Annotated in this window: 19 protein-coding genes; 9 read left to right on the forward strand and 10 right to left on the reverse strand. The window is 71.0% G+C overall.

Annotation, left to right across the window (positions count from 1 at the left end; genetic code table 11):
- Window positions 1–1,680, reverse strand: a complete 1,680-nt coding sequence (locus tag GWK15_RS17670; protein ID WP_168042688.1) for a thiamine pyrophosphate-binding protein — start codon at window positions 1,678–1,680, stop codon at window positions 1–3.
- 77 nt (window positions 1,681–1,757) lie between these two features.
- Here GWK15_RS17670 and GWK15_RS17675 point away from each other — a divergent pair, with 77 nt between their 5' ends.
- Together GWK15_RS17675 and GWK15_RS17680 are read left to right on the forward strand one after the other, a co-directional pair.
- Window positions 1,758–2,690, forward strand: a complete 933-nt coding sequence (locus GWK15_RS17675) for a Bug family tripartite tricarboxylate transporter substrate binding protein (RefSeq protein ID WP_168042689.1) — start codon at window positions 1,758–1,760, stop codon at window positions 2,688–2,690.
- 72 nt (window positions 2,691–2,762) lie between these two features.
- Window positions 2,763–4,214 (forward strand): N-acyl-D-amino-acid deacylase family protein, encoded by a 1,452-nt coding sequence (locus tag GWK15_RS17680; RefSeq protein ID WP_168042690.1) that lies wholly within the window; start codon window positions 2,763–2,765, stop codon window positions 4,212–4,214.
- A 3-nt stretch (window positions 4,215–4,217) separates the two neighbouring features.
- Here the strand turns inward: GWK15_RS17680 and GWK15_RS17685 are convergent, their stop codons facing one another.
- The 7 genes from GWK15_RS17685 to GWK15_RS17715 are packed head-to-tail and all read right to left on the reverse strand — an operon-like array spanning window position 4,218 to window position 12,062.
- The gene (locus GWK15_RS17685; RefSeq protein WP_168042691.1) at window positions 4,218–4,751 is read right to left on the reverse strand and encodes a carboxymuconolactone decarboxylase family protein; all 534 of its coding nucleotides are present in this window, start codon (window positions 4,749–4,751) and stop codon (window positions 4,218–4,220) included.
- Window positions 4,752–4,800: 49 nt separating this feature from the next.
- Window positions 4,801–5,277 carry a MaoC family dehydratase gene (locus GWK15_RS17690; protein ID WP_338147279.1) on the reverse strand — a complete coding sequence of 159 codons (477 nt, stop codon included), beginning with the start codon at window positions 5,275–5,277 and terminating at the stop codon, window positions 4,801–4,803.
- The gene (locus tag GWK15_RS17695) at window positions 5,274–6,902 is read right to left on the reverse strand and encodes a hydantoinase B/oxoprolinase family protein (RefSeq protein WP_168042692.1); all 1,629 of its coding nucleotides are present in this window, start codon (window positions 6,900–6,902) and stop codon (window positions 5,274–5,276) included. The genes GWK15_RS17690 and GWK15_RS17695 overlap by 4 nt, the downstream gene beginning before the upstream one ends.
- Window positions 6,899–8,968, reverse strand: a complete 2,070-nt coding sequence (locus tag GWK15_RS17700; protein WP_168042693.1) for a hydantoinase/oxoprolinase family protein — start codon at window positions 8,966–8,968, stop codon at window positions 6,899–6,901. The genes GWK15_RS17695 and GWK15_RS17700 overlap by 4 nt, the downstream gene beginning before the upstream one ends.
- A gap of 21 nt (window positions 8,969–8,989) precedes the next feature.
- Window positions 8,990–10,354, reverse strand: a complete 1,365-nt coding sequence (locus tag GWK15_RS17705; protein WP_168042694.1) for a TRAP transporter large permease subunit — start codon at window positions 10,352–10,354, stop codon at window positions 8,990–8,992.
- On the reverse strand, window positions 10,351–10,995 hold the full coding sequence (locus tag GWK15_RS17710) for a TRAP transporter small permease subunit (protein ID WP_168042695.1): 645 nt from the start codon (window positions 10,993–10,995) through the stop codon (window positions 10,351–10,353). Before GWK15_RS17710 ends, GWK15_RS17705 begins: the two co-directional genes overlap by 4 nt.
- Complete coding sequence (locus GWK15_RS17715) at window positions 10,992–12,062, reverse strand: TRAP transporter substrate-binding protein (RefSeq protein ID WP_168042696.1); 1,071 nt, start codon at window positions 12,060–12,062, stop codon at window positions 10,992–10,994. The genes GWK15_RS17710 and GWK15_RS17715 overlap by 4 nt, the downstream gene beginning before the upstream one ends.
- Before the next feature lie 233 nt (window positions 12,063–12,295).
- On the opposite strand from GWK15_RS17715, the gene GWK15_RS17720 reads away from it, so the two are divergent.
- The 3 genes from GWK15_RS17720 to GWK15_RS17730 are packed head-to-tail and all read left to right on the forward strand — an operon-like array spanning window position 12,296 to window position 16,927.
- Window positions 12,296–13,255, forward strand: a complete 960-nt coding sequence (locus GWK15_RS17720; protein WP_168042697.1) for a Bug family tripartite tricarboxylate transporter substrate binding protein — start codon at window positions 12,296–12,298, stop codon at window positions 13,253–13,255.
- A complete protein-coding gene (locus tag GWK15_RS17725) occupies window positions 13,248–15,320 on the forward strand; it encodes a hydantoinase/oxoprolinase family protein (protein ID WP_168042698.1) in 2,073 nt (690 codons plus the stop codon). Before GWK15_RS17720 ends, GWK15_RS17725 begins: the two co-directional genes overlap by 8 nt.
- The gene (locus tag GWK15_RS17730) at window positions 15,317–16,927 is read left to right on the forward strand and encodes a hydantoinase B/oxoprolinase family protein (RefSeq protein ID WP_168042699.1); all 1,611 of its coding nucleotides are present in this window, start codon (window positions 15,317–15,319) and stop codon (window positions 16,925–16,927) included. Before GWK15_RS17725 ends, GWK15_RS17730 begins: the two co-directional genes overlap by 4 nt.
- Window positions 16,928–16,940: 13 nt before the next feature.
- Here the strand turns inward: GWK15_RS17730 and GWK15_RS26040 are convergent, their stop codons facing one another.
- On the reverse strand, window positions 16,941–17,951 hold the full coding sequence (locus GWK15_RS26040; RefSeq protein ID WP_245211729.1) for a hypothetical protein: 1,011 nt from the start codon (window positions 17,949–17,951) through the stop codon (window positions 16,941–16,943).
- Between the two features lie 81 nt (window positions 17,952–18,032).
- On the opposite strand from GWK15_RS26040, the gene queA reads away from it, so the two are divergent.
- The 4 genes from queA to GWK15_RS17755 are packed head-to-tail and all read left to right on the forward strand — an operon-like array spanning window position 18,033 to window position 21,250.
- Complete coding sequence (gene queA / locus GWK15_RS26045) at window positions 18,033–19,094, forward strand: tRNA preQ1(34) S-adenosylmethionine ribosyltransferase-isomerase QueA (protein WP_338147280.1); 1,062 nt, start codon at window positions 18,033–18,035, stop codon at window positions 19,092–19,094.
- Window positions 19,091–20,218, forward strand: a complete 1,128-nt coding sequence (gene tgt, locus GWK15_RS17745) for a tRNA guanosine(34) transglycosylase Tgt (protein WP_168042702.1) — start codon at window positions 19,091–19,093, stop codon at window positions 20,216–20,218. The genes queA and tgt overlap by 4 nt, the downstream gene beginning before the upstream one ends.
- Window positions 20,215–20,688 carry a preQ(1) synthase gene (gene queF / locus GWK15_RS17750; RefSeq protein WP_168042703.1) on the forward strand — a complete coding sequence of 158 codons (474 nt, stop codon included), beginning with the start codon at window positions 20,215–20,217 and terminating at the stop codon, window positions 20,686–20,688. The genes tgt and queF overlap by 4 nt, the downstream gene beginning before the upstream one ends.
- A 52-nt stretch (window positions 20,689–20,740) precedes the next feature.
- Window positions 20,741–21,250 (forward strand): SH3 domain-containing protein, encoded by a 510-nt coding sequence (locus tag GWK15_RS17755; RefSeq protein WP_168042704.1) that lies wholly within the window; start codon window positions 20,741–20,743, stop codon window positions 21,248–21,250.
- Window positions 21,251–21,271: 21 nt separating this feature from the next.
- Here the strand turns inward: GWK15_RS17755 and GWK15_RS17760 are convergent, their stop codons facing one another.
- Window positions 21,272–23,302 carry an ABC transporter substrate-binding protein gene (locus GWK15_RS17760; protein ID WP_168042705.1) on the reverse strand — a complete coding sequence of 677 codons (2,031 nt, stop codon included), beginning with the start codon at window positions 23,300–23,302 and terminating at the stop codon, window positions 21,272–21,274.
- Window positions 23,303–23,322 lie beyond the last annotated feature (20 nt).

Raw genomic sequence — 23,322 nt, forward strand, 5'->3', positions numbered from 1 at the left:
TCAAGCTCCTTCAGGGGCCCAGGGCGCGGGGGCGCGGGCCTCGATGTCGGTGGCGACGTCCACCACCATGGTGTGGTCGGCAGCCATGGCGCGGCGCAGCGCCGGGCCGATGTCCTCCGGCCGCTCGACGCGGATGCCGTCGAGACCGAAGGATCGCGCGACCTCGGTGAAGTCGGTCGGGCCGAAGCGCAGCAGCTCGGCCGCGGCATCCGGGCGGTTGCCGGCCTGCCGCACCAGGTTCGGCCACCCCTGGCCGAAGCCCGAGTTGTTGTTCACCACCAGCGTCACGGCGATGCCGCGCCGGCGCGCCGTCTCGAGTTCCGCGAGGTGGTAGTAGAACGCGCCGTCCCCCGTCCAGCACACCACCTTGCGATGCGGCGCGGCGCATTTCGCCCCCAGCGCCGCCGGGAAGGACCAGCCCAGCGAACCCGCCGCGCGCAGGTAGGTCTGCGTCGGTTCGAGGTCGATCAGCGTGCCGGTCCAGATGCCGGAATAGCCGGTATCGGCGACAAGGATGCCGTCCGACGGCAGCGCCACGGTGATCTCCGCAGCGAGCCGCGCCGGGTCGATCGGCGATGCCGTGCTGGCGAGGCGCGGCGCGACCTCGGCCCGCCATTCCGCCATGCGCGCCTGGGCCGAGGCCAGATACGCCCCGTCCCGCGACGGCCTGCCCAGCGCCGCCGCCAGCGCCCGCAGCCCGGCACGCGGATCGGCCTGCACGGCGACGATGGCCGGGTAGGATCGGTCGAACTCCAACGGGTCCGCGTCGATCTGCACCACCGCCGCCCCGGCCTTGGGCGTGCGCCAGTAATTGGTCAGCATGTCCCCGGTGTCGGCGCCGACCATCAGGATCAGGTCGGCCTCCTGCAGGATGCGGTTGGCCGGCGGCGCGGCATAGGCGCCGGCGACGCCGATGTGCAGCGGATGGCGCGTGGAGACGATGCCGCGCGCCCCGAGCGCCGTCGCGATGGGCGCGGCCAGCGCCTCGGCCACCGCGATCAGTTCCGCTCCGCAGCCCGACAGCGCGGCGCCGTCGCCGGCCACGATAGCGACGCGCGGCGCGGCGAGCAGCGCCTTCGCCGCGGCGGCGATGCTGGCAGGGTCCGGCTCCGGCCGGTGCAGCGGCGTGCGGAAGGCCGAGAGATCCAGTGGCGGCGTCGCGATCGTCCCGGTCTCGATCACCTCCCCCATCAGGCCGAACAGGTCGAGATGGACGGGCCGCGGCGGCATGGCGGTCGCGGCGGCGAAGGCCTGGCGCAGCGCGCGCGGCAGGTCGGCCGCATCGGCGATATCGGCACCGTACTTGGTGACCGGCGCGAAGAGCGGCCCGTGATCCAACTCCTGATAGGCATTGCGATGCTGGTGCGCCGGCACCTTGCGCCCCGTCATGGCGACAATCGGCGTGCGCGCCAGCCAGGCATCCTGCAGCCCGGCCGCGAGGTTTGCCGCGCCGACCGACTGCGCCGCCACCACGCCCGGGCGCCCCGCGACGCGCGCATAGCCATCGGCCATGTAGACCGCCGCCTTTTCGGTATGCGCGAGGACAGGCGCGACGCCCGCCTCGGACAATGCCAGCAGCGTGCGTCGCAGCACCGCATCGACGAAGAAGACATGGGTCTGGCCCGACGCCGCGAGGCTCGCCGCCAACCAGGCGCCGCCGCCCATCGTTCCGCTACTCATGTCGCTTTGGCTTCCTCCTCGCTTGCCGTTAGCCTGCCGCCATAGGCCTGCGCCGACAAGCAGGCGGGAGGAAACGCATGAGGAAGATGCTGGCCGCACTCGTCGCGGCATGGATGCTGTCTGCCCTGCCCGCCGCCGCGCAGGTGCAGATGATCGTGAACTTCGCGGCCGGCGGCCCGACCGACATCGTCGGGCGGCTGATGCAGAACGAGATGGCCGCCGCCCTCGGCCAGCCCGTGGTGGTGCGCAACGTCACCGGCGCCGGTGGCACGATCGGCACGGCCGAAGCGGCGCGCGCGCGGCCGGACGGGCAGACCATCCTGTTCTCTCCGGTCGGGCCGATGGCGATCCAGCCGCATTTCCGGCGCGGGCTGTCCTACACGCTCGAGAGCTTCGTGGCGATCTGCCAGGTGGCGGACAGTCCGGTGGTGATGATGACGCCGAAAACGTCGGGGCTGCGGACCGTGGCCGACGTGGTCGCGCGGGCCCGCGCGCAGGGCACCGGCTTTCCCTTCGCCTCGACCGGTGCGGGCAGCATCCCGCACATCTCGAACATCGCGCTCATGCGGCTCGCGAACATCGAGATGAATCACATCCCCTATCGTGGATCGGGCGAGGTGATGCTCGCCTTCCAGCAGGGCCAGGTGCAGCTCTTCACCGACCAGACGCTGCTGATCCGGCAATACGACCTGCACCCGATCGCCTTCCTGACCGAGCGGCGCAATCCCGACTTCCCCGACGTGCCGACGATGCGCGAACAGGGCTACGACCTGGTCTACACGATCTGGTCCGGGCTCTACGCGCCCGCGGGCACGCCGGAACCGATCATGGCGCGGCTGGAAGCGGCCTGCGACCGCACCATGCGCAACGCCGAGGTCGTCGCCGGGATGAACCGCGTCGCGCAGCCGATCCTCTATCGCAACCGCGCCGACTTCGCCGCCTTCTCGAATGCGGAGAGCGAGAAGTTCCGCGCGCTGATCGAGGCCGCGGGGCTACGCTCCGCCGAGTAGCCTCCGGGGCGCGCTTTCCGCCCTCGAAGCGCTGCTGCATGCTGCGCGCCGCCCCCGACAGGAGACCGGCGCATGGCGCTCCGCTGCGACCTCATCATCCGTGATGCGACGATCGTCGACGGCTCGGGTCGCCCCGGGTTCCGCGGGGATGTGGGGGTGCAGGGCGAGCGCATCGCCGCGGTCGGCGACCTCGGCGCGGCAAGCGGCGCGCGGGAGGTCCTGGCCGGCGGACGTGTCCTCGCGCCGGGCTTCATCGATGCACACACGCATGACGACCAGATCGTCCTGCAGGGCGCGGAATGCATGTGCTGCAAGCTGTCGCAGGGCATCACATGCGTCGTGGTGGGCAATTGCGGCATCAGCCTCTCGCCCATGCGCCTCGCCTCGCGCCCGCCGGCGCCGCTCGACCAGGTCTGCGCCCCGGAATGGTGGAAGTTCGGATCCTTCGGGGAATACGCCGACCACCTGCGGCGCGAACCGCCGGCCGTGAACGCGCTGGCGCTGATCGGCCACATGTCGCTGCGCGTCGGCGTCATGGAGGGCGATACCCAGCGCGCCGCGACCGATGGCGAGGCGGAGCGGATGCGCGCCCTGCTCGCCGAGAGCCTGGCCGAGGGCGCGGCCGGCTTCTCGACCGGCCTGTTCTATCCGCCGTCGAAGCACGCGCCGACCGAGGAGGTCATCGCCATCGCCGAGGCGCTGCGCGCCCAGCGCGGCCTCTATGTGACGCACATGCGCGACGAGGCGAATGGCGTGCTCGACAGCATCGCGGAGACCCTGCGCATCGGCGAGGCCGTCGGCGCCCCCGTCGTCATCAGCCACCACAAATGCGCCCAGCCCGAGAACCACGGGCGGTCGCGCGAGACGCTGCCGATGATCGAGCAGGCCGCCGTGCGCCAGGCGGTCGCCTTCGACGTCTATCCCTACACCGCGGCCTCGACCTCGCTGGCCGCGCGCGACCCGCGGCCGGACATTCCCGTGCAGGTGACGAACTCCCTGCCCCATCCGGAGATGGCCGGGCGGATGCTGGCCGACATCGCCGCGGAATGGGGCGCAAGCCTGATGGAGGCGCGCGACCGCCTGCTGCCGGCCTCGGGCATCTTCCACAACATGAGCGAGGAGGATGTCCGCCGCATCATGGCGCATCCGCTGTCGATGATCGGCAGCGATGGCGGGCCGCTCGCGAAGAAGCCGCACCCCCGGCTGTGGGGCACCTTCCCGCGCGTGCTCGGTCACTACGTACGCGAAATCGGCCTGATGGATCTCGAGACCGCGATCCACAAGATGACGGGGCGCACGGCGATGATCTTCGGCATCGCCGATCGCGGCACCATCGCGCCCGGCGCCTTCGCCGACCTCGTGCTGCTGGATGCCGCCACGGTGAAGGACCGCTCCACCTGGGAGGATCCCATCCAGCCCGCGGACGGGATCCTCGAGACCTGGGTGAACGGGCAGAGCGCCTATGTCCACGGCGCCGGCGTGACCGGCGCGCGGGCGGGGCGGCTGCTGCGCCGCGCGGCCTGAGGTTCAGGCGTCGGGCAGCGGGTCGCTGCCCTTGATCTCCAGCGCCTCGAGCACGCGGGAGACGCAGTTGTAGCCCGCGATGGTCACGGTCAGCTCGACCAGCTGGCGCGGCGGGAACAGATCGCGCACCGCGCGGGCGACGTCGTCCGGCACATGGACCTTCCGCGTCATCGCGTCGCAATAGGCGAGCGCGGCGCGTTCGGCCGCGTCGAACACGTCGCTGCCTTCCCAGTCGCGCAGCGCATCGAGTTGCGCCTGGGTCGCGCCTTCCTGCAGGGCGAGCGGCGCATGCGCCTCCCACTCATAGGGCGCGTCATTGATCGCCGCGACGCGGCACATGACGAGCTCGCGGATCTTGCCCGGCAGCGTCGACTTCCAGCGCACGGCGTCGAACATGGTGATCCAGCCCTGCGCGATCGGCGGGGCGTGCAGCAGCATGCGGTGCAGGTGGCCGATCTTCTTGCGCGAGGCGCGGATCGTCTCTGCCGCCTCCCGGTGTTCGGGCAGGGCGGGATCGGCGTAGGGAATGCGGGCCATGGTTTCCTCCGTCGCGCCGAGTGTGGCGCGAGGGTCCCGCCCCGTGAAGTCAGGCCGGACGGCGGCGCAGCAGGTAGCGTTGGCGGCCTTCCATCACCAGCACGCCCTTCTGGTTGTGGACCGTGCTGCGCAGGCCGAGGACGCCCGTGGTCCGCTGCGGCGTGACCTCATCCACCTCGAGCGCCGCATAGAGCGTGTCGCCGACGAAGACCGGATGGAGGAAGCGGGAGGATTGCTCGAGGAATCCCTTGAGGCTCTCCTCCACCATATGCGGGAACATGCCCGCCCCGGCCGCGGTCTGGATCACGACCTGGTAGCCATGGGCGAGCATGTGCGGCATGCCCCGCGCCCGGCAGTATTCCACGTCGTAATGGACCGGGTGGTTGTCGCCGGACGCTGCCTGGAAGGCGAGGAAGATCGCCTCCGTCATCGTCCGGCTTGGCAGGAGGAAACGTTCGCTGAGGACGAAGTCCTCGAACCAGCGCTGCTGCGGCACCATGCGGTGCGCGGCCGGGTCGAAGGTCACGACACGTAGCCGAGTGTGCGGTCGCGGGCGACCTCGGCCGGGTCGCGCGCCGCCGGATCGCCGAAGCCGCCGCCGCCCGAGGTCTCGAGGCGCACGATGTCGCCCTTCAGCAGGCGGACGCCGTCCGATTTCGGCGCGATGGGCGTCTCCGCGCCGTCGCGGATCCGCACCAGCCGCCCGAGACTGCCCGGCCTGCCACCCGCGAGGCCGTAGGGCGGGAAGCGGAAGCGATCCATGTTGGCGGTGAAGACGCCGGCGGGGCTGTCGAGCCGCCATTCGCGGAACAGCCCGAGCCCGCCCCGATGCTTCCCCGCCCCGCCCGAGCCCGGCAGCAAGCCGTAGCGCGTGATGGTGAGCGGCATCTGGCTCTCGATCATCTCGACCGGGATGTTGGCGTTGTTGTGCATGCCGAAGGACCACGCATTGACGCCGTCCTTCGCGGGATTGGCGCCGGTGCCACCGATCTCGATCTCGACCAGCACCTCGCGCCCGCCATCCTCGGCTTCGGTCTGGAAGGTCGCGACGTAGGAGCCGCCGTAATAGGCCGCGGGCATGCGGTCCGGCAGCGCCTGGTGCAGGCAGCCGAACATGACGTTCGCCAGGCGATGCGACACCGCCACGCGATGCGCGACCGAAGCGGGCGCGCGGCAGGAGGTGACGCTGCCGTCCCGATGGGTGATGCGGATCGGCCGGTAGCAGCCGGCATTGGCCGGCATGGCGCCATCCGTCGCGGCGATGATCGAGTAGTAGACCGCGCAGTTCGACATGGCCGGCGTGCAGTTGATCGGCCCGCGCTGCTGGTCGGCGCAGCCTGTCAGGTCGACCTCGATCTCCTCGCCCGTCACGGTCAGCACGGCATGCAGGCGCACGGGATCGCCGCTGACGCCGTCCTCGTCGAGGAAATCCTCGAACTCGTAGCGGCCATCGGGCATCGCACGGATGGCAGCGCGCATCGCCGCCTCGCTCATGTCGAGGATGCGGGCGGTCGCCTCCAGCAGCCCCTCGGCGCCGTAGCGCTGCGCGAGACGGCGGATCGAGGCTGCACCGACCTCGAGGCTCGCCAGCTGCGACTGCAGGTCGCCCAGCATCAGCGCCGGCTTGCGCACGTTCTGGCCGATCATCTCCCAGACCGCGCGGTTCAGCCGGCCGTCCTCGATCAGCTTCAGTGGAGGGATGCGGATGCCTTCCTGGAAGACCTCGGTCGCCGTGGCGGCGTAGGAGCCCGGCGCCATGCCGCCCATGTCGATGTGATGGCACAACGCGCCGACATAGGCGACGCGCTTGCCCTCATGCATGACCGGCTTGAAGACCAGCACGTCGTTCAGGTGCTGCGCGCCGCAATAGGGATCGTTGGTCGCGACGACGTCGTTCTCGCCCCATTCCTCGGCATTGACGAAGCGGTCGAGCAAGGTCCGCAGCGCGGCACCCATCGAATTGAGATGCTGCGGGATGCGCGCCGACTGCGCGACGTTGTTGCCCTCGGCGTCGAAGACGGCGGTGGAGTAGTCGAGCAGTTCCCGCACGATGGTGGAACGGCTGGTGCGCCAGATGGTGATGTCCATCTCGGCCGCTGCGGCGGTCAGCGCGTTGCGGATGACCTCGATCTCGATCGGGCCGAGCGTCATGGCGTGTCCCTCCGCGCGATCAGCGTGCCCGCGGCGCCGAGCTCGGCCGTCCAGCCGCGCGCGATCCAATGCGTGGCGAAGGCTTCCTCGACCACCGCGGGGCCTTCGATGGTATCGGCGAAGGTGAGCGCCTCGCGATCCCAGACCGGAATGTCGCGCCAGGCGCCGCCTTCGAAGGCGCGGCGCGTGCCCTTGCGCGCGGGGCGCTCGGCGGGTGGCGGATCGCCTGGTTCGGGCTTGTCCAGCAGGCCGGTGGCGATGGCGCGGATGGTCACGATCTCCACCGGATCGCCGGGATTGGCGTAGGAGAAGCGTTGGCGATGCGTGGCGTGGAAGGCCTCGACCAGCGCGGCGAGATCACCGGAATCGGGGGCCGCGACCTCGCCCCATGGGATCAACAGTTCGAAGGCCTGGCCGTGGTAGCGCATGTCCGCCGCGATCGAGACGCGGCGGCGTTCCGGCGGGATGCCGTCGGCGGCGAGGCGCGCATCGGCTTCCGCCCGCAGCGCGGCGATCACTTCGATGACCTGCGGCAGGTTCGCCGGTTCGGCGCGCATCACGCGGGACCGCGCGATGTCCTGCGTCAGGTCCGAGAACAGGATGCCATAGGCCGAGAGCGTGCCGGGCTCGCGCGGGAAGGCGACCTCCTTCATCCCGAGCTCGGCGGCCACGTCCGTCGCATGAAGTCCACCGGCACCGCCGAAGGACAGCAGGCAGAAGTCGCGCGGATCGAGACCCTTCTCGAACAGCGACAGGCGGATCGCCGCGCCGAGATTGGCGTTGACCACCGTCAGGATGCCTTCCGCCGCTTCCTCGACGCCGAGACGCAGCGGCCCCCCGACCTTCGCCTCCAGCGCCGCGCGGGTGGCCGGCATGTCGAGCTTCATCATGCCGCCGAGGAAGAAGTCCGGATCGAGCCGCCCCAGCGCCAGGTTCGCGTCGGTCACCGTCGGTTCCGTGCCGCCGCGGCCATAGGCGACCGGCCCCGGCCGGGCGCCGGCGCTGCGCGGGCCGACCGTGAGCCGCCCTCCGGCATCCACCGCGGCGATGGATCCGCCGCCGGCGCCGATGGTGCGCATCTCGACCATCGGCAGGCGCACGGGCAGCCGGTCGATCTCGCCCTGGGTGATGACCGAAACGCGCCCATCCTGCACCACCGAGACGTCGTAGGAGGTCCCGCCCATGTCGACAGCGACCAGGTTCGGCCGCGACAGCAGCGCCGAGAGCCGCCCTGCGGCCAGCGTCCCGCCCGACGGCCCGGACAGCAGCAGCCGCGCCGGCTGTTCCGCCGCGACGCGCAGGCTGCACACGCCGCCATTCGACTGCACGAGGAAGACAAGGGGGTGGAAGCCGCCCTCGCCCAGCCGCGCCTCGAGCCGATCGAGATAGGCCTTCACCACCGGCACCAGCAGCGCATTCAGGACGGTGGTGGAGGTACGTTCGTACTCGCGGATCTCGGGCGAGATGTCCGACGACAGCGACACCGGCAGGTCCGGCCGCGCCGCGCGCAGCATCGCCGCGAGGCGCTGCTCATGCGCCGGATTGGCGTAGGCGTGCAGCAGCGAGACGGCGACGCAGTCGGCCCCGAGCGCCGCGATGCGGTCCAGCAGCGCCGGCACCGCGGATTCATCCAGCGCGATCTCCGCCGTGCCGTCCGCGCGCATCCGTTCCGTCACCCCGAGGCGCCGGTCGCGCGGGATCAGCGTCGGAAAGGGTTCCGGCGCCAGGCCGTAGATGTCGCGCCGGACGTGCCGGTTGATCTCGAGCACGTCCTCGAAGCCCGCCGTGGTCAGCAGGACGCCCTTGGCGAGCTTCCGCTCCAGCACCGCATTCGTCGCGATGGTCGTGCCGTGCAGCAGCAGCCCGACATCGGCGAGGGCGAAGCCGAAGCGCTCGGCGGCCTCGGTCACTCCGCGCATCAGGCCGATGGACGGATCCTCCGGCGTCGTCGGCGTCTTCCACGCGCGTGCGATGCCGTTGCGGGCGTCGAGGATCTGCAGATCGGTGAAGGTGCCGCCGATATCGACCGCGATGCGGACGGGGCGGGCATTGTCGGTGCTGGTCACGCGGGACGTTCCTGAATTCGTTCAGCCCATCACGGCTGGCAGCCAGAGCGCAAGGCCGGGGAAGATCATGAGGATGGCGACGGCCAGAAGATAGACCGCCAGGAAGGGCATCACGCCGATGAAGACGTCGGTGATCGGCCCGGGCCGGGATCGCATGCCCTGCAACACATACATCACCGTCCCGTCCGGCGGGCTGATCTGGGCGATCTCGACCAGCATGGTCACGATGACGCCGAACCAGATCGGGTCGTAGCCGAGGGCAACCACGATCGGGAACACCACCGGGACGGTGGTGATGATCATGGAGAAACCCTCCATGAAGGTCCCGAGAGCGACATAGAGCGCGATGATGCAGAGCATGATGCCCCACGGCGGGATCGGCAGCCCGGCGATCAGCCCGGCCAGCGCCTGAGGCACGTTGATGATGGTGAGGATGTAGTTCAGCAGGTAGGCGCCGAACAGGATCAACCCCAGCAGCGCAGTGTTGCGCGCCGTCGCCTCGGCCGAGGCGTTCAGCATACGGAAGGTCAGCTTGCGCTCGATGGCTGCGAAGCCGGCGGCGCCGACGACGCCGAGGGCGGCGGCCTCGGTCGGGGTCGCGAAGCCGCCATAGATCGACCCGAGCACCAGCAGGATCAGCAGCAGCGTCGGCACCAGATCCACCAGCGCGCGGATCTTCACCCCGAGCGGCAGGCGCTCTGGCTTCTCCATCGGATTGCGGATGCCGTGCCAGAGGATGACGAGGATGAAGAGCCCCGTCACCAGCACCGAGGGAATGATCGCCGCGATATAGAGCGCGCCGACCGAGGTCTCGGTGATCAGCCCGTAGATGATGAAGGTGATCCCCGGTGGGATCAGGTTGCCGAGCGCCCCGCCGGCGGCGAGCGAGCCCAGCACCATCCGCTGGCTGTACTTGGTGTCCTGGAAATAGGGGAGCGCCACCGAGCCCATGGTCGCCGCCGTCGCCACCGAGGAGCCCGAGATCGCCGAGAACACCGCGCAGGAGACGATGTTGGTGTGCAGCAACCCGCCAGGCATCCGGTTCAGCCAGACGTTCAGCGCGCGATACAGCCGGTCCGATAGGCCCGCCCGTAGCAGGATCTCGCCCATCAGCAGGAAGAGCGGCACGGCGACGAGCACGAAGTTCGACGACGGCGCCCAGAGCGTCTGCCCCAGGAAGGCCCACCAGGGCCGGTCGGAGAACAGCAGCCCCGTCAGCACGCCGAGCGCGCCGAGCACCGCCGCGATGTAGACGCCGGATCCGAAGAAGACGACGAAGACGCCGGTCAGCATCAGGATCTCGGCGACCGGCAGCGCCTGGCCGGTGGTCGCCGCGGCGAAGATGGTGACGGCGAGCAGCGCCAGCAGGAAGACGATGGCGATCACGGGTGCGGCGGCTCCTCGCCCTCATGTGCCATGGCCACGGCTTCGAGCGCTTCCTCCGTCTCGTCCTCGAGCGTGCGGGAGCCGAGCAGGCCGTCGAGCGACGCCCCCTCCCCGCAGGCCAGCGCAAGGGAGGCTTCCAGCATCAGCACCAGGCAGGACATGACGAAGGCCGAGATCCCGAAGGCCCAGATGCCTTGCGGCCAGACCATTTCGATGCGCAGGGCGGAGTTGTCATGCGCGTTGAACAGCGCGCTTTCGTCCACCAGTTCCCACGCCGCCCAGACGATCAGGATCGACAGCGCCGTCAGCAGCCCGAGCGCGAAGAGGTGCAGCGGCGCGCGCACTTGCACCGGCAGCCGGTTCACGAAGACGTCGACGCGGATATGCGCCCGGCGGAACAGCGTGTGGCCGAGCGACCAGGCGATGCCGCCCGCCAGGATGTACCCCGTGACCTCGACCGTCGCCTGGGAGGAGAAGCCGAGGAAATACCGCGCGACGATGTCGAAGGTGATGAAGAGCGCGCAGACGAAGTAGGCCCACCCGGCGATGTAGGCCATCAGCGCCGCCGCCGCGGCGACCGCGCGCCGCAGCGCACGGACCGCCTGCAGCGGCGCCGGGGATGGGGTGACGGCGCCGCTCACCCGCCGAAGCGCACGCCGGAGATGGGCGCGATCACCTCGTTGTAGGTCTCGCCGCAGCGCGCGCCGCAGCGGCGCACCCAGCCGGGCAGCACGACCTCGCGGAAGATCCGCTGCGTTTCCGCCTTGTCGGCGTCGGTCGCGACGACCTCGGTCATCGGGCGGGCGGCGACGTTGTGGATGCGGCATTCCGCGGCGCGGCCGATGTTGCAGTCGATGCCGTCCCGCGTCGCCGCGGCACCGAGCGCCCATTGCGCATCCGAGACTTCCTTCATCGTCGCTTCCATGAAGGCCCGCACCTGCGGATCGAGGCGGTTCCACCAGGCGAGATTCACGAGATACCCCGCCACCGCCCAGGACACCGGCATGTTCGAGATATGCGTCGTCACTTCCGGCCAGCGCGCCGCGGCGCCGGAACCCGACCCGGTGATGGCGCAGTCGACCACGCCGCGCTCGAGGGCGGAGTAGACCTCGGGGAAACCGATGCTGACCGGCTGCGCGCCGAGCGCGGTGAAGTAATCGACCAGCGAATTGCCGAAGGTGCGGATGCGCCGGCCGCGCAGGTCCGGCAGGCTCGTGAAGGCGGCCCGGCAGAATACCACCTGCGCCGGGAAGGGATAGAGGGCGACGAGCCGCGTGCCGAAGCGCTCGAGGTCGCGGTTCGCCGCGGGGATGATCGCCTCGGCGATCCGCTGTGCGTCGCGGATGTCGGGCGCGAGGCCCGCGAGGTCCACGCCGTCCAGGATCGGCACGTCGCCCGACAGCGTCGTCAGCGTGCCGGCGCCGATCTCGACCTGGCCCGACCGGACCAGCCGCACGATCTCGTTGCCGGCAAGGTTGCGCTCGGCATGCGTCGACAACGTCACCTGGACGCGGCCGTTGCTGCGCTGCGCCGTCGCGTCGCGCAGGATGGGCTGGTCGACGCGGGTGTATTGCGGCTGCGTCGGCAGCGGCTGCGTCACCGCGGCGATCCGCACCTGCGGGCCGGCCGACAGGCTCGGCGCCTGGGCCAGGGCGGGGAGAGTCACAGCAGCCGAGGCGACAAGCCCGGCAATCATCCGTCGCAGCATCGCGACCTCCTCCTGTTGACCGGGGCCGGATCTCGCGTCCGCCACCGGCATGCATCGGATCACGGGGCGTGGAAGGCGTCGAGGGGGCATGCCGCGGGAATGAACACGCCACGACATGCGCTGCATCCGCGCGCGGCAGCACGGTGTTGCGCTGCACGCCGCGGAAGCACGTCGGGGGGTTTCGCCGCGACCGGTGCTGGACCATGCTCGCCGCCACGACAACGGAGCGCGCCATGACCATTCGTCGCCGCGGAGTGCTCGCCGCCGGGCTGGGGCTGCCATTCGCCGCGCGGGCGCAGGGACCGGGCGGGTATCCGAACCGGCCGCTGCGCCTGATCGTTCCCTTCCCGCCGGGCGGGGGCGTCGACCTGACGGCCCGGCTGCTGGCCGAACCGCTGTCCCGCGAACTTGGCGAGACGGTGGTGATCGAGAACCGCGGCGGCGCCGGCGGCGTGATCGGCGTCGAGGCGATGAGCCGCGCCGCGCCGGACGGCTACACGCTCTCGCTCGATGGCGCCGGCACCATCACCGCCGGTCCGCATCTGCGTCGCCTGCCCTATGAGGCTATGCAGTTGTCCCACATCACGCGCCTGGTCCGCATGCCTTTCATCGTGGCGGTGCGGACCGACCTGCCGGCGAACACGCTGCAGGAATTCCTCGACCTCGCGAAGCGGCAGGAGCTGCGCTACGCCTCGGGCGGCCTCGGCACCAGCCAGCACCTGACCGGTGAGCTGTTCAACCAGATGGCGCGGATCAACATGATCCACGTGCCCTATCGCGGCACGGGGCCGGCGCTGAACGATCTCGCGGCCAAGGTGGTCGATGTCTATTTCGGCGATCCGGCGACGCTGTCCATCGTCAATGGCGGCGGGGCGCGGGCGATCGCCGTCACCTCCCCGCAGCGCTGGCCGCTGCTGCCGAACGTCCCGGCGGTGGCCGAGGGCGTGCCGGGCTACGAGAGCGAGAACTGGTACGGCCTCGCCGGGCCACCCGGCATGCCGCCCGAGATCGTGCGCTTCCTGCACGCCGCGGTGGTGAAGGTGATGCGCGACCCCGCGAACGCCGCGCGCTTCGACGATGCCGGGCTGCACCCGGCGGTGATGGACCTCGCAGACTACGATGCCTTCCTGCGCGCCGATTCCGCGCGGTGGGAACGCGTGGTGAGAACAGGGAATATCCGTATCGATGGGTGAGTCACGCCTGGCCGTCGACATTGGCGGCACCTTCACCGACCTGGTGCTGCAGACACCGCGCGGCACGCATGAGATGAAACTGCTCACCACGCCCGAGGCGCCGGAACGCGCGGTGCTCGACGGGGCGAAGGCCATCCTGGCCGCAGCCGGTTGCGCGCCGGGCGAAATCGGCCTGGTGGTGCATGGCACCACGCTCGCGACCAATGCGCTGATCGAACGCAAGGGCGCGCCGACCGCGCTGCTGACGACGGAAGGTTTTCGCGACTCTGTCGAGATGGCCTACGAGCACCGCTTCGAGCAGTACGACCTGTCCATGCAGCGGCCGGAGCCGCTGGTGCCACGCGACCTGCGCCTCGGCGTGAAGGAGCGCATCGCGGCGGATGGGTCGGTGCTGCTGCCGCTGGACGAGGCCGCGCTGCGCGCCACCGCGCGGACTCTTGCCTCCCGCGGCATCCAGGCCGTGGCGATCTGCTTCCTGCATTCCTTCACCAACCCCGCGCATGAACGTCGCGCGGCGGCGATCGTGGCGGAGGAGATGCCGGGCGCAGCGATCACCATCTCCTGCGAGGTCGCGCCCGAGATCCGCGAATACGAGCGCGCCTCGACCACCATCGCCAATGCCTATGTCCTGCCGCTGATGGGGCGGTATCTCGCCGCGCTCGAAGGCGGGCTGAAGGATGCGGGGCTCGATTGCCCGCTCCTGCTGATGATGTCCTCGGGCGGCGTCACCACGGTCGATACGGCGAAGCGCTTCCCGGTGCGCCTGGTGGAAAGCGGCCCGGCGGGCGGCGCCATCCTCGCCCAGGCGGTCGCGGCGGAAAACGGGCTGAAGCAGGTGCTCGCCTTCGACATGGGCGGCACCACGGCGAAGCTGACGCTGATCGACGATCTCGACTTTCAGCGCAGCCGATCCTTCGAGGTCGCGCGCGCCTATCGCTTCATCCAGGGCAGCGGCCTGCCGGTGCGCATCCCGGTGATCGAACTGGTCGAAATCGGTGCCGGCGGCGGGTCCATCGCGCGCGTCGATGCGCTGGGCCGTATTCTGGTCGGCCCCGACAGCGCGGGCAGCGTGCCCGGCCCCGCCTGCTACGGGCGCGGGGGCACCGAACCGACAGTGACCGACGCCGACGCGACGCTCGGGCGGCTCGATCCGTCCCGCTTCGCGGGCGGCTCCATCGGCCTCGATGCCGCGAAGGCCGAAGCCGCGGTGGCGGGCCGCGTCGCCGCACCGCTCGGCATGGCGCCGTTGCAAGGTGCCGTCGGTATCGCCGAGATCGTCGACGAGACCATGGCGAACGCTGCCCGCGTCCATGCCGTGGAGAACGGCAAGGACACGGCCGGGCGCGCCATGATCGCCTTCGGCGGCGCGGCGCCGCTGCATGCCGCGCGGCTGGCGCAGAAGCTCGGCATCGACCGCGTCGTGGTGCCGGTCGGCGCCGGCGTGGGCTCGGCGCACGGCTTCCTGCGTGCGCCGATCGCCTATGAGGTGGTGCGCAGCCGGCACATGCGCCTCGACGCCTTCGATCCGGAGGCGCTGAATGCCCTCTTCGCCGAGATGCGCGCCGAGGCCGAGGCCGTCGTCCGCATGGGCGCGCCGAGCGAGGCCCTGACGGAAACGCGCACTGCTTTCATGCGCTACCGCGGCCAGGGTCACGAGATCGCCGTCGCCCTGCCCGCCCGTGCCTACGCCGCATCGGACACCGCCATCCTGCGTGCGGGCTTCGAGGCCGCCTACACCGCGCTGTTCGGCCGCGTCATCCCGCGGCTCGAGGTCGAGGCGATGACCTTCGCCCTCGCCCTGTCCGCCGCGCGCCCCCTGCCCGAGGCGGCCCTGCCGCCCCCGGCGCAGCAGGCCCCGTCGCCGCGCGGCAGGCGCGACGTCACCGACCCCGCGACGGGTGCCACGGACGGCGCCGCCGTGCATGAACGCGCGGCCCTCGCCCCGGGCATGGCCATCCCCGGCCCCGCCCTGATCGTCGAGGACGGCACCACCACCGTCGTCCCGCGTGGCTTCGCCGCCCGCGTCAACGCGCTGCACCAGCTCGTCCTGGAGGCCCAGGCATGACCACCGACATCCGCTTCCAGGTGATGTGGAACCGCCTGCTCTCCGTGGTGGAGGAACAGGCCCGCACCCTCGTCCGCACCGCCTTCTCCACCTCGGCGCGCGAGGCCGGGGACATCTCCGCCGGCGTCTTCGACCTCGAGGGCCGGATGCTCGCCCAGGCGGTGACGGGCACGCCGGGCCACGTGAATTCCATGGCGCGCAGCGTCGTCCACTTCATCCGGGAATTTCCGGTCGAGACGATGAAGCCGGGCGACCACTACATCACCAACGATCCCTGGAAGGGGACCGGGCATCTCTACGACCTGGTCGTCACCTCGCCGGCCTTCCATAACGGCAAGCTCGTTGCGCTGTTCTCGTCGACGACGCACCTGGTGGACATCGGCGGCGTCGGCCAGTCGGCCGAAGGCAAGCAGGTCTTCCACGAAGGGCTGTTCCTGCCGCTGATCCCCCTCGCCCGCGAAGGTGTAGTGGATGAGACGGTCATGCGCATCATCCGCGCCAATGTCCGCGAACCGGTGCAGGTCGAAGGCGACGTCTTCGCGCTCATGGCCTGCAACGAGACGGGCGAGCGGCGCCTGTCGGCCATGATGGCCGAGAACGGCCTCGGCGACCTCGACGAGCTCGGCCACTACATCATCAGCCGCTCCCGCGCCGGGATGACCGCGGCGATCCAGAAGCTGCCCAAGGGCACCTGGAAGTCCCACATGCGGATCGACGGCGTGAACGAGCCGATCGACCTGCATGCGACAGTCACCATCGCCGACGACCACATCGCGGTGGATTACGACGGCACCTCGGCCGCGGTGCCCTTCGGCATCAACTGCCCGCTCTGCTACACCGAGGCCTACACCGCCTTCGGCGTGAAATGCGTGGTCGGCGCCGAGATCCCGAACAATGCGGGCACGCTGGACGCCGTCATCGTCACGGCGCCCGAGGGCTCGATCGTCAACGCGCCCTTCCCCTTCCCCGTCACCGCGCGGTCGACCATGGGGCACATGCTGCCCGACGTGGTCTATGGCGCGCTCGACCAGGCAATCCCGGGGCGCGTGCCGGCGGAGGGCACCTCCAACCTTTGGAACCTGAAGCTCGGCGCCGGTCCCGGCTACACGGGGCCGAAGGGACCCGCCTTCATGATCACCTCCTTCCACTCGGGCGGGACCGGGGCGCGGCCGAACCTCGACGGGCTGTCGGCCACGCCCTTCCCCTCGGGCGTCCGCAACGTGCCGGTCGAGGTGACGGAAGCGATCACGCCGCTGGTCTTCTGGAAGAAGGAGTTGCGCGAGGGCTCGGGTGGTGCGGGCCGCCAGCGCGGCGGCCTCGGCCAGGTCATTGAGGTCGGCCGTCGCGACGACGAGGCCTTCGGCATCTTCGCGACCTTCGAACGGGTCAAGCATCCGGCGCGTGGGCGATCGGGCGGGGCGAACGGGGCGCCGGGGCGGCTCTCCCTCGCCTCGGGCACCGAGCTGAAGCCCAAGGGCTTCCACGTCGTGCCCGCGGGGGACCGCATCGTGGTCGAGATGCCCGGCGGCGGCGGCTATGGCGCCCCGGCCGAGCGCGACCCGGCGGTTGCCGCACGCGACCGTGCCCTCGGCTACACGCGGGAGTGACGGCGCCCCGGGCCTAGGGGGCGATCAGCGAGCTTCGCCAGGACAGCCGCGCCTCCGGCTGCGCCTCGACCAGCACGGCGCGGATGTCCGCATCGCCCGGCACCATGATCCGCGTCGCATAGGGGATCGTCCCGCCCCGACCGTCCGAGGGCCAGGACTGCGCTAAATACTGATGCCCGTCCCCGTGCAGCAGCAGCACTGGGCGGCGGAAAGCGGCCGCGCCTGCCGCGAAGCGGTCGAGCACGGCGCCGATGTCATAGGGTAGGTCGCGGACCAGGCGGGTCCCGGCCTCGCCGCCCTGGGCGCGCGGCCGCGCGCGGCACTCCGTCGCCGCGACCATGTGACAGGGATGCCAGAGGTCGGCGGTGAAGGCGAAGACTAGGGCACGGGCGCGCTGACGCTGCGCCTCCCCGAAACTCGCATCGATCCAGGCGGCGGCGGCCTCGGCGAGGCGCGGCAGGATCGGCAGGGCCTCGGGATGGACCTGGCGCGTGCCCGGCACATCGGGCCGCGGCACGGCGGGCAGGTTCAGCGTCGCGAAGACCACGCCGGCATGGGTCCAGCGGGCGTTCTCGGTCTCCTCCACATGCGGGCCGCGCAGGCCGCCCTGCCGGGCAAGGCGGATCGGGCGCCCGCCGAAGGAGGTCGGGCCGGAGAAGAACGCCTCCCGCAACCGGCCGAGCGCATCGGCGGGACCGCTCTCGGCCGCGCTGCGCGGAACGCAGTCGGTCCAGTCGTTGTCGCCGGGGACGGCGACGAGCGCGCGGTCGAAGCGTGCGAAGATCCGTTGCGGGCGCGCGACGAGCAATTCCTCCACGCAGGGCTCCCGCGACGCCTTGCCGTTGCCGAGGAAGATGGTGAAGGCAGGCCCCTGGCGGTTGATCGCGGCGACGAGGGCCAGCACACGCGCCTCGTCCTCCGCCCGGAACGGCATCCCCCCGAAGGCGGCGAAGGCGAAGCCCTGCCCGCGCGCCGGCAGGACGAGCAGCAAGGCGAGGCCGAGGCCGGCGATCCAGGCGCGCATCCCGCCATCCTGGCCGCCGCGGGGCCGGGCGGGAAGCGCCGCCAGGTTGCGCCAGGCGCGCCCCCGGGCTACCCGCCCGCCGTGCCCGCCGACGCCCCCCCGCTCCGCACCGCGGATTTCGACTTCGCCCTGCCCGAGGACCTGATCGCCCAGGCCCCCGCCCGGCCACGCGACGCCGCGCGTATGCTGGTGGTCCGCCAGGACGGCATCGCCGATGCCGGGGTGCGCGACCTGCCCGGCCTGCTGCGGCCCGGCGACGTCATGGTGGTCAACGACACCAAGGTCATTCCCGCCCGCCTGCACGCCCGGCGCGGCGCCGCGCGGGTCGAGGTCATGCTCAACCGCGCCGAGGGCGGCGGCCTCTGGCACGCCCTGATCCGCAACGCCCGCCGCCTGCGGGACGGCGACACCATCGTCGTCGAGGGCGCCGAGGACTGCACCGCCCGGGTCGTCGGCGCACCGGAAGGCGGGGCGGCGCTGCTCGATTTCGGGCCCGACCAGGGGCTGCTGGCCGCGGCGCTCGAGAAGGCCGGGGAGATCCCCCTGCCCCCCTACATCGCCCGCCCCGCAGGCCCGACGGCCGAGGACGCCGCCGACTACCAGCCCATCTTCGCCGAACGCCCCGGCGCGGTGGCCGCGCCGACCGCCAGCCTGCACTTCACCGAGGCGCTCCTCGGGGCCATATCCGCCCGTGGCGTGGCGCGGGCGACCGTCACGCTGCATGTCGGGGCCGGAACCTTCCTGCCGCTGCGCAGCGACGACCCCCGGGCGCACAACCTTCACGCCGAATGGGGCGAGGTGACCGAGGAAGCCGCCGCCACGATCAATGCCGCGCGCGCCGCCGGCGGGCGTATCGTCGCGATCGGCACCACTGCGCTGCGCCTGCTGGAAAGCGCGGCGGGGGAGGATGGCACCGTCCGCCCCTTCCGCGGCCTGACCGACCTGTTCCTGTTGCCCGGCCACCGCTTCCGGACCGCCGACCTGCTGATGACCAACTTCCATTTGCCGAAGAGCACGCTGTTCATGCTGGTCTGCGCCTTCTCCGGCACGGAGCGGATGAAGGCGGCCTACGCCCATGCCGTCGCGCAGCGCTACCGCTTCTACTCCTATGGCGATGCCTCGCTTCTGGAGCGTGCGGCATGACGCTGCACTGGACGAAGGCCGCGACGGACGGCGCGGCGCGCGCGGGCGTGCTGCACACGGCGCATGGCGAGGTCCCGACGCCGGTCTTCATGCCCGTCGGCACCGCCGGCACGGTGAAGGCCATGACGGCCGATGCCGTGCGCAGCACGGGCGCGCGCATGGTGCTCGGCAACACCTACCACCTGATGCTACGGCCCGGGGCGGAGCGCGTCGCGCGGCTCGGCGGACTGCACCGGATGATGGATTGGCACGGGCCGATCCTGACCGATTCCGGCGGCTTCCAGGTCATGTCGCTGTCCGGCCTGCGGAAGATGGACGAACAGGGCGTCACCTTCCAAAGCCATATCGACGGATCGAAACACAGGCTGACGCCGGAACGCAGCGTCGAGATCCAGCGCCTGCTCGGCGCCGACGTGACCATGTGCCTCGACGAATGCACGCCCTTCCCCGCGACCGAGAAGCAGGCGGCGGATTCCATGCGCCTGTCGATGCGCTGGGCCGCGCGCTGCCGCGATGCCTTCGTCGAACGCGACGGCCATGGGCTGTTCGGCATCGTCCAGGGCAGCACCTATCCGGACCTGCGCGCCGAGAGCGCGGATTCGCTGACGCGCATCGGCTTCGAGGGTTATGCCGTGGGCGGCCTCGCCGTCGGCGAGGGGCAGGAGATGATGTTCTCCGTCCTCGACACCACCGTCCCCCTGCTGCCCGCCGGCAAGGCGCGGTACCTGATGGGCGTCGGCACGCCGTCGGACCTGGTCGGCGCCGTGCGGCGCGGGATAGACATGTTCGACTGCGTGATGCCGACGCGATCGGGCCGGACCGGGCGGGCCTACACGCGGCGCGGCGTGCTCAACATCCGCAACGCCCGGCATGCCGAGGATGACAGTCCGCTCGACCCGGATTGTTCCTGCCCGGCCTGCCGGCGGCATTCCCGCGCCTATCTCCATCACCTGTTCAAGGCGGGGGAGATGCTCGGGCCGATGCTGCTGACCTGGCACAACATCCAGTACTACCAGGACCTGATGGCCGACCTCCGGACCGCCATCCTGGAAGGCCGTTTCGAGGAGACCGCCGCGCGGATCGCCGCCGGCTGGCAGGCAGGCGAAGAGGAGAAGGCGGCATGAGCGGCGCCCCCGACCACGAATACAGCGGCCTGACGCAGCTCGGCCAGCCGACGCGCCTGCCATCCAGCCCCGAGGAAGCGGTGCTCGAGCGCGTGCCCGCGCCGCACAAGGGGCTGCGCTACTGCGTGCGCTTCACCGCGCCGGAATTCACCTCGCTCTGCCCGCTGACCGGCCAGCCGGACTTCGCGCATCTCGTCATCGACTACGTGCCGCGGGACTGGATCGTCGAGAGCAAGTCGTTGAAGCAATACCTCGCCGCCTTCCGCAACCACGGGGCGTTCCACGAGGCCTGCACGCTCGACATCGCGCAGCGGCTGGTGGGGCTACTCGATCCGGTGTGGCTGCGCATCGGCGGCTATTGGTATCCGCGCGGGGGCATCCCGATCGACGTCTTCTGGCAGTCGGGCGCACCACCGGACGGGGTGTGGATCCCGCCGCAGGAGGTCCAGCCCTATCGCGGGCGGGGCTGACGCTGGGCGGCTCCGTGGCGAAGCCGATGGCCGCGCGATAGACTTTCCCGCGATGACCTGTCGCAGCACCACGCCCCGTCACGCGATGCCCTTCCGCGCCGGAGCGGCCATCGCGCTGCTGGCCGCCATCGGCCTCGCGACGCCCCTCGCCGCCCAGGTGCCGCCGTCCGACACGCCGCGCGGCCCGCCGCTGCGCGCGGAGCCGGGCGATTGGTGGGGCGACGTGCACCGCTGGACCGGGTCCGACGAGACCCGCCCGCGCGCGGCGCGCCCCGCTTCCCCGCCGCCGCAATCGGCGGCCGCGCCGCCTCCGGCGCCACGCCGCGCCGCACCGGCGCCCGAGGGCGGTGCGCGAACCGCCATCACCAACGCCAACCGCCGTTCCAACGTCCGGCAGGAACCGTCGCTCAACGCGCCGGTGGTGCGCTCGATCCCGCCCAATACCCTGCTGAACGTCTTCGACGAGGCGCCGGACGGCTGGTACCAGGTCGGCGAGGACGCCCCGGTCGGCTGGATGCACCGGTCCGCGATGCAGCGCCCGCCGGCCGCCGAGCGCCCCTGAGCGGGGCGCCCGGCCTCGCCGTCAGGACCTGAAGTACCACTGCTCCGGATGGCCGCCCCAGGGCGTGCGGATGTGCTGCGACACGCCGGTGCGTGCCGGCACGTTCTCGAGCCGCTCGCTGACCACGCGCACCCCCATGAATGCGGGCGAGAGGCCGACCAGCCCGATCCCCCATTGCTGCTCGACCGCGAGCTTCCAGATCTCCTTGGCCGTCTGCGTCCGCTCCGCGAGGCGCTGCCCGGCGGCCGCGCGCATCAGCTGGAAGGCGCGCAGCATCTCGGGTTCGGTCGGCGCGGTGCCGCGTTCGCCGTTCGATGCGAACCACAGCGCATGGGCATTGCCCATGACGCCCGCCGTTGGGTCCACCGGCAGGGCGTAGCGCGGATATAGGTAGAGGCTCTCCGTCCCGTTGTTGGTCCACATCAGGATCTGGTTCTGGTCGTTCAGCGCGCGGGTGATGGCGAGGCTGCGTTCCATCACCTTCACGTCGCCCGCGATGCCGATCTGGCGCCAGTGCTGGACGATCATCTCAGCCTGCTGCGGCCAGGTCGGCGAGAGCGTCTGCGCCACCGCGATCTCGATGCGCAGGCGCTGGCCGTTGTCGCGGCGCAGGCGGTACCCCTCGCGGTCCTTGCGCGTCAGCCCGACCGCATCGAGCAGCTGGTTCGCCTGGCGAGGATCATGGGTGGACCACTTCGTCCGCCATTCCTCGCCCGGGCTTTCGGGGATGATGCGGTCCGGGATGACCGATCCCGGCGTGCCGAGGCCGAGCCAGAACGCCTCGTTCAACTGCTCCCGGTCGATGCCGAGCGACAGCCCACGGCGGAACCGCGCATCGGCGAGCAGCGCGCCGATCTCCCGGTCCTCCGTGTAGGTGAGGTTCGGGAAGAGCACCGAATCCCCGCCGTTGAAACCGGGGTCGAGATGCACGCGGTAGCGGCTGCGCTGCCGGTTCTCGAGCAGGATCGGCAGCTTGCCGAGGTCGATGAAGCGTTCCTGATAGTCGTAGTCGCCGGCGATGGCGCGCAGGTTCACGACCTCAGGGTTCTCGGCCAGCGTCAGCTGCACGCGGTCGATATAGGGCAGCTGGTTGCCCTCGGTGTCGACCGCATAGAAGAAAGGATTACGTTCGAGCACCCATTGCTGGCCGGTGATCGGCTGGACCATCCGCCAGGCGGCGAGCGTCGGCAGGTCGCGGTTCAGCCGCCAGTCCGACCGCGCGCGAAACAGCTGCACCCAGGTCGTGAATCCCGCCGCCCGCGCCTGGGCGTTGAGCTGCTCCATCGGCGTGTATTTTGGCAGGAACTGGCTGAGGTAGTGCTTCGGCGCATAGACGCTGTAGGCGCGCCCGTCCGACTGCTGCCGCGTCTGGCCGCCGCCGACCAGCGTGTCGCCGGCCAGCAGGTAGGGAAACAGGTAGTTCGGATCCTCGAAGACGAAGGCGACGGTGTGATCGTCCACCTTCTCGACGCGGCCGGGCTTGCCGTTGGCGGCCATCTCGGGCGCCGGCGCCGCGACCAGGTCGCGGTTCTGGTAGAGGTCCTCAAACCAGAACACCCAGTCATCGGCGGTGAAGGGCGTGCCGTCCGACCAGCGCATGCCGCGGCGCAGCTGCACGATGGTGCGGCGGCCGTCGTCGCTGACCTCGAAGCCCCGGCACAGGCAGGGGGCGATCTCGGTCCCGGTCTTGTCGAAGAAGAACGGCTTGTCCGCGGACATGATGCGGTTGCCGTTCTCGCTGTCGCCGGGGCCGATGAAGCCACGGCGCCAGGTGCCGCCATAGCGGCCGACGCTGCGCAGCGGCTGGATCACCATCAGGTCCTGCGGCAGGCGCTGGTCGACCGGCGGCAGGCGTCCGGCGCGCACCTGCTCGGCGAGCATCGGCGCCTCGTTGAACCGCGTGGGGCGGCGGGCGGGATCGTCGATCAGCGTCGGGCCTTCCAGTTCCCCCACCAAGCCCGATTCCCGCACCTGCCCCGCCGATTGCGCCAAGGCGGCGGAAGCGAGGCCCGTCGTCGCCATCAGGGCCACACTGAATTCGCGTCGCTTCATCTCGTCCTCCCTTGGAATGC

This window comes from Neoroseomonas oryzicola (genome assembly GCF_012163135.1).
Classification (GTDB): Bacteria; Pseudomonadota; Alphaproteobacteria; order Acetobacterales; family Acetobacteraceae; genus Neoroseomonas; species Neoroseomonas oryzicola.

Bases quoted from the DNA above. Each gene is read 5' to 3' on its own strand.
- GWK15_RS17670 (WP_168042688.1), bottom strand. From the start codon at position 1,680: ATGAGTAGCGGAACGATGGGCGGCGGCGCCTGGTTGGCGGCGAGCCTC.
- GWK15_RS17675 (WP_168042689.1), top strand. From the start codon at position 1,758: ATGAGGAAGATGCTGGCCGCACTCGTCGCGGCATGGATGCTGTCTGCC.
- GWK15_RS17680 (WP_168042690.1), top strand. From the start codon at position 2,763: ATGGCGCTCCGCTGCGACCTCATCATCCGTGATGCGACGATCGTCGAC.
- GWK15_RS17685 (WP_168042691.1), bottom strand. From the start codon at position 4,751: ATGGCCCGCATTCCCTACGCCGATCCCGCCCTGCCCGAACACCGGGAG.
- GWK15_RS17695 (WP_168042692.1), bottom strand. From the start codon at position 6,902: ATGACGCTCGGCCCGATCGAGATCGAGGTCATCCGCAACGCGCTGACC.
- GWK15_RS17715 (WP_168042696.1), bottom strand. From the start codon at position 12,062: ATGCTGCGACGGATGATTGCCGGGCTTGTCGCCTCGGCTGCTGTGACT.
- GWK15_RS17720 (WP_168042697.1), top strand. From the start codon at position 12,296: ATGACCATTCGTCGCCGCGGAGTGCTCGCCGCCGGGCTGGGGCTGCCA.
- GWK15_RS17725 (WP_168042698.1), top strand. From the start codon at position 13,248: ATGGGTGAGTCACGCCTGGCCGTCGACATTGGCGGCACCTTCACCGAC.
- GWK15_RS17730 (WP_168042699.1), top strand. From the start codon at position 15,317: ATGACCACCGACATCCGCTTCCAGGTGATGTGGAACCGCCTGCTCTCC.
- GWK15_RS26040 (WP_245211729.1), bottom strand. From the start codon at position 17,951: ATGCGCGCCTGGATCGCCGGCCTCGGCCTCGCCTTGCTGCTCGTCCTG.
- tgt (WP_168042702.1), top strand. From the start codon at position 19,091: ATGACGCTGCACTGGACGAAGGCCGCGACGGACGGCGCGGCGCGCGCG.
- queF (WP_168042703.1), top strand. From the start codon at position 20,215: ATGAGCGGCGCCCCCGACCACGAATACAGCGGCCTGACGCAGCTCGGC.
- GWK15_RS17755 (WP_168042704.1), top strand. From the start codon at position 20,741: ATGACCTGTCGCAGCACCACGCCCCGTCACGCGATGCCCTTCCGCGCC.
- GWK15_RS17760 (WP_168042705.1), bottom strand. From the start codon at position 23,302: ATGAAGCGACGCGAATTCAGTGTGGCCCTGATGGCGACGACGGGCCTC.